The 4,802-nt window shown below is 73.4% G+C and carries 6 protein-coding genes; 5 read left to right on the forward strand and 1 reads right to left on the reverse strand.

All coding sequences use genetic code 11. The features are described from left to right. Positions 1–831: AAA family ATPase (locus C1I95_RS31785; protein WP_111219547.1), on the reverse strand; the 831-nt coding region annotated here is incomplete at its 3' end. 63 nt (positions 832–894) lie between these two features. On the opposite strand from C1I95_RS31785, the gene C1I95_RS31790 reads away from it, so the two are divergent. From C1I95_RS31790 to C1I95_RS31810, 5 genes are all read left to right on the forward strand, one after another. Then, complete coding sequence (locus C1I95_RS31790) at positions 895–1,614, forward strand: PP2C family protein-serine/threonine phosphatase (protein WP_111219537.1); 720 nt, start codon at positions 895–897, stop codon at positions 1,612–1,614. Between the two features lie 64 nt (positions 1,615–1,678). Next, positions 1,679–2,017 carry a PadR family transcriptional regulator gene (locus C1I95_RS31795; RefSeq protein ID WP_111219539.1) on the forward strand — a complete coding sequence of 113 codons (339 nt, stop codon included), beginning with the start codon at positions 1,679–1,681 and terminating at the stop codon, positions 2,015–2,017. Beyond that, complete coding sequence (locus tag C1I95_RS31800; RefSeq protein ID WP_111219541.1) at positions 2,014–2,832, forward strand: ATP-binding cassette domain-containing protein; 819 nt, start codon at positions 2,014–2,016, stop codon at positions 2,830–2,832. Before C1I95_RS31795 ends, C1I95_RS31800 begins: the two co-directional genes overlap by 4 nt. After that, the gene (locus C1I95_RS31805; RefSeq protein ID WP_111219543.1) at positions 2,829–3,521 is read left to right on the forward strand and encodes an ABC transporter permease; all 693 of its coding nucleotides are present in this window, start codon (positions 2,829–2,831) and stop codon (positions 3,519–3,521) included. Before C1I95_RS31800 ends, C1I95_RS31805 begins: the two co-directional genes overlap by 4 nt. 56 nt (positions 3,522–3,577) lie before the next feature. Next, positions 3,578–4,795 carry a RodZ family helix-turn-helix domain-containing protein gene (locus tag C1I95_RS31810; RefSeq protein WP_111219545.1) on the forward strand — a complete coding sequence of 406 codons (1,218 nt, stop codon included), beginning with the start codon at positions 3,578–3,580 and terminating at the stop codon, positions 4,793–4,795. The last annotated feature ends 7 nt before the right edge of the window (positions 4,796–4,802 follow it).

A 4,802-nucleotide genomic window follows, 5' to 3' on the forward strand; every position in this document is an offset into this window, starting at 1 on the left:
GCGGGTGACTCGGCATCGCTGGCGGTCCTGGCCGACCTGGCCGACCTGACCGGCCGGGGCGGGTGGGTCGAGCAACGTCTCCGGGTCCTGTCCGGCGTGCGCGGCGAGCAGCTCGGTGAGGGCGTACGGGTTGCCGCCGGTACGCTGCCAGATCCCGTGCACCAGCCGGGCACCGGGCGGGCGGCCGGCGTACACCTGGGTCAGCACCTCGGCGACCTCGGCCGGGCGCAGCGGCCCGAGGTGCTGGCGCACCGCGCCGCGTACCCCGCAGAGGCGGGCCAGGGTGCGGCCGGCGAGTTCCGGCGCGACCGCGTGTGCCGCGGGCCTGGTGGCGACGACCAGCAGGGCCGGCAGCCCGGCGGCGGTGGCCAGCTCGCCGACCAGGTTGAGGCTGGCCGGGTCGAGCGCGTGCAGGTCCTCCACCACGAGCACCGCCGGGCCGGCACCGACCAGCACCCGGACGGTACGCACGGCGAGGCGGAGCAGGGTGCCGGGGGCGTAGCGCTCGCGTGGCGCGGTCGGCTGCTGGGCGAGCCAGGCCAGCGCGTCCGCCGGGAGGTCGAGCCGGCTGGTGTCGCGCCCACTCAGCACGGCGGCCAACCAGTCGTACGGGGCGGGGCTGTGCACCCGGGCAGCGCCACTGAGCATCACCTCGGGCCGCGGGGTGAAGCCGTCCAGCGCGGCGGCGACCAGCAGGCTCTTGCCCACGCCGGCGCCGCCGGTGATCACGGCGACAGCCGGCGACCGGCGGCCGCCACCGACCACGGTGGACCAGGCCCGGTCCAGCTCAGCCAGCTCACCGGCGCGCCCGACCATGGACACCGGCAACATTCCTCAACCCTACGCAGTAGTGCGTAGAGACGCGGGAAGGGTCTTCTTGGCAAGCTTGACCCCATGACGCTGATCCTCCGCTCGGCCATCCTCAACGACATCGGCCTGGTCCGCACCAACAACGAGGACTCGGCCCTTGCCGGCGAGCGCCTCGTCGCGGTGGCCGACGGCATGGGTGGGCTGCCCGCCGGTGAGGTGGCCAGCGAGATCGTCATCCGGATCCTCGACGAGCTGATCCCGCCGACCACGCCGGACGCCGCCGCCGATGCGCTGCGGGCCGTGGTGAGCACGGCCAACCAGCGCATCCACGCCGCGATCGCCGCCGACCCCGCGCGCGACGGCATGGGTACGACGCTGACCGCCGCCCTGCTCGCCGGGGACACGCTGGTGCTCGCCCAGGTCGGCGACTCCCGCTGCTATCTGCTGCGCACGGGCCAGCTGCGCCAGCTGACCCGCGACGACACCTTCGTGCAGGCGCTGGTCGACCAGGGGGCGCTCTCCCCGGAGCAGGCCCGGCACCACCCGCAGCGGTCCCTGGTGACCCGCGCGGTGCAGGGCTCGGACGCGCCGCCGACGATGGGCATGGTGACGGTCGCCGCCGGGGACCGCCTGCTGCTGTGCAGCGACGGGCTCTCCGACTACGTGGCCGACGAGGCGATCGCCGCCACGCTGAGCCTGCACGCCGACCGCCAGCAGTGCGGCGAGCAACTCGTGAAGCTCGCCCACCAGGCCGGCGCGCCGGACAACGTCACCGTCGTCATCTCCGACATCATCACCGGCTGAGCCGGGCCGGGCCACTGCGGCTAGGTAGTTGTGCCATCTAGATAGCGCCACTAGGGTTCGGCGGGTGGATTCCGACCGTCGTGGGCAATGGCTGCGCGGGGTGCTCGACCTCTGCGTACTCGCCCTGCTGCGAGAGGGCGAGTCCTACGGCTACCAGCTCGCCCAGTCGCTCGACGCCGCGGGCGTCGGGCCGATCCAGGGCGGCACGCTCTACCCGGTGCTGCTGCGGCTGCAACGCACCGGCCTGGTCACCGCGCAGTGGCGGGCGGGCGGATCGGGTCCGGCCCGCAAGTACTACCAGCTCACCGACGACGGGCGGGCGGCGCTGCACCAGGGCGGCAACGCCTGGCTGGCGTTCGTGGCGCCGGTGACCGGCATCGTCACGAAGGGGGTCGAGGGGTGAACGCCGACGAGTGGCTGCGGGCGTTCGCGGCCGAGCTGCACCAGCGCCGAGTGGCGGTCGACGCCGCCCGGCACGTGGTCGCCGAGGCCGCCACGCACCTGCGCGAGGGCGGAGGCGACCCGTGGCTGGTCTTCGGCCCGCCGCCGTCGTACGCCGCCGCGATCGTGGAGAGCATCGGCACCACGCCCGGCCCGCGCCCCGGCCCGGTCCGGCTGCATGCCCGAGGCATCACCAAGCGGTACGGGCGACGCACGGTGCTGCGCGACGCGTCGCTGACCGTACGGGCCGGCCAGATCGCCGCCGTGGTCGGCGCGAACGGCTGCGGCAAGAGCACCTTCCTGCGGATCTGCGCCGGGCTGGTCTCGCCCGACGCCGGCGAGGTCAGCGTCTCCGGCCGGCTCGGCTACTGCCCTCAGCAGGGCGGCACCGCCGACTTCCTGCTGCCCGACGAGCACTTCGTGCTGGTGGGCGCCGGTCAGGGCGTGGCACGGGGGCCGGCCCGTCGCGCCGGCCGGGCAGCCGCCCGGCATCTCGGCTGGGACGCCGAGGGCGACGTGCTCGCCCGGCACCTCTCCGGCGGTACGCGGCAGAAGCTGAACCTCACCATGTCCACCCTCGCCGAGCCGGACGTGCTGCTGCTCGACGAGCCATACCAGGGCTTCGACCAGGGCAGCTACGTCAACCTCTGGGACCAGCTGATCCGGCTGCGCGACGAGGGCCGGGCCATCGTCGTGGTGACCCACCTGCTCAACCAGCTCGACCGGGTCGACGTGGTGCTCGACCTGACCACTGCCCAACCGGGAGGCCGCTCGTGAACCGGCTGGTCACCGTGGCCGAGATGACGCTGCGAGAGTTGGCGCGCCGTCGGGGCGTACTCCTGCTTCTGCTGTTGATGCCGTTGGTGTTCTGGCTGATCCGGCGGGACTCCCACGTCGGGCAGTCGATCCGCGCGCTGCTGCTCGGCATCAGCTGGGCGGTCAGCACCGCCGCGCTCTTCGCCACCAGCGCCGCCCGCGAGATCGAACCCCGGCTCCGGCTCGCCGGCTACCGGCCGCATCACCTCTACCTCGGCCGGATGCTCGGCCTGTGGGTCCTCGGGCTGGCCGTGTCGGTGCCGTTCTTCCTGCTCACCGTCTTCGACACGACCAACCTGCGGTACGCCGGGATCGCCGTGGCGATGCTCTGCTGCGTGGCGGTGGCCGCGCCGTTCGGCATGCTGATCGGCGCCCTGCTGCCCCGCGAGTTGGAGGGCACCCTGCTGCTGCTCACCGTGGTGGCGATGCAGATGCTGCTCGACCCGGCCAGTTCGGGGGCGAAGCTGACCCCGTTCTGGTCCAGTCGGGAGATCGGCACCTGGGCGGTGGACCACACCGACGACGGTTACCTGACCCGGGGCCTGCTGCACGGGCTGGTGGTCACCGTGCTGCTGACGGTGACGGTGGCGGGGGTCTTCGCCGTCCGGCTGCGCCGCCGCCGGCACCTGCACCACGTCCCGCTCACCTGACCCTGGCGAAGGCTCGGCTCGACCGAAAACCTCGACACAGGGCCTAGCATCACGGGGTGCGTCTGAGACCCCTCGCCGCCGTGGTCGCACTCGGCGTCGCCCTCACCACCCTGTCCGCCTGTGGTCCGTCCGTGCCACGGGCCGACCCCCGAAGCGCCCAGCCGCCGGTGCTCGACACCGACACCGCCGCGCCGACGGCGGAGGCCGACCAGCCGACCGCCCAGGCCAACCCGCCGGCCCGGACCGGCCTGGGCACGCCCAAGGCCAGTGCCAGCCCCACGCCACCGGCGAAGCCGCAGGGCGCCCGCCCCACCGGCAACCCGTCGGGCGGGGCGGCCATACCGGCCGAGGCGCGGGCGGTCGACACCTCGAAGCCGACCCGTACCGTCGGCACCGGCACCCCCGCAAGCTGCACCTCCACCGCGGTGGTCCGGGCGGTGGCGGCCGGCGGCATCATCACCTTCGACTGCGGCCCGGACCCGGTGACCATCCAGATGACGGCGACCGCCAAGGTACGCAACGCCAACGGCCCGAAGGTGGTGCTCGACGGCGGTGGCAAGGTCACCCTGAGCGGGCAGGGCAAGCGGCGCATCCTCTACATGAACACCTGCGACGCCCTACAGGGCTGGACCACGTCGCACTGCAACGACCAGGACCATCCCCAACTGACCGTGCAGAACCTGACCTTCGTCGACGGCGACGCCACCGGCCAACGGACCGAAGGCGGCGGCGGTGGGGCGATCTTCGTCCGGGGTGGCCGGTTCAAGGTGGTCAACTCGCACTTCGCCGGCAACCGCTGCGACCGCACCGGCCCGGATCTCGGCGGTGCCGCCATCCGCGTGCTCGACCAGCACAACGACCAGCCGGTGTACGTCGTCAACAGCACCTTCACCGGCGGATCCTGCGCCAACGGCGGCGCGCTGAGCAGCATCGGCGTCTCCTGGGTGGTGCTCAACAGCGTGCTGCGGGACAACGAGGCGGTCGGCAACGGCGCCAACCCGGCCCGCTCCGGCACCCCCGGCGGCGGCAGCGGCGGCGCGATCTACTGCGACGGCGACAAGTTCTCGGTACGGATCGCCGGCACGATCATCGAGGGCAACGACGCCAACGAGGGCGGCGGGGCGGTCTTCTTCGTCAGCAACAACCGCACCGGCACCCTCCGGGTCGAAGGCTCGACCCTGCGCCGCAACCCCAGCCACGGCTTCGAGACCTACCCCGGCATCTTCTACCTCGGCTCCGGCGCCCCCACCTTTGCCTCCTCCACCATCCGCTGACCCCGCC

The organism is Micromonospora craterilacus (assembly GCF_003236315.1).
Lineage (GTDB): Bacteria > Actinomycetota > Actinomycetes > Mycobacteriales > Micromonosporaceae > Micromonospora > Micromonospora craterilacus.

Coding starts and splice junctions, on each gene's coding strand:
- C1I95_RS31790 (WP_111219537.1), top strand. CDS start 895: ATGACGCTGATCCTCCGCTCGGCCATCCTCAACGACATCGGCCTGGTC.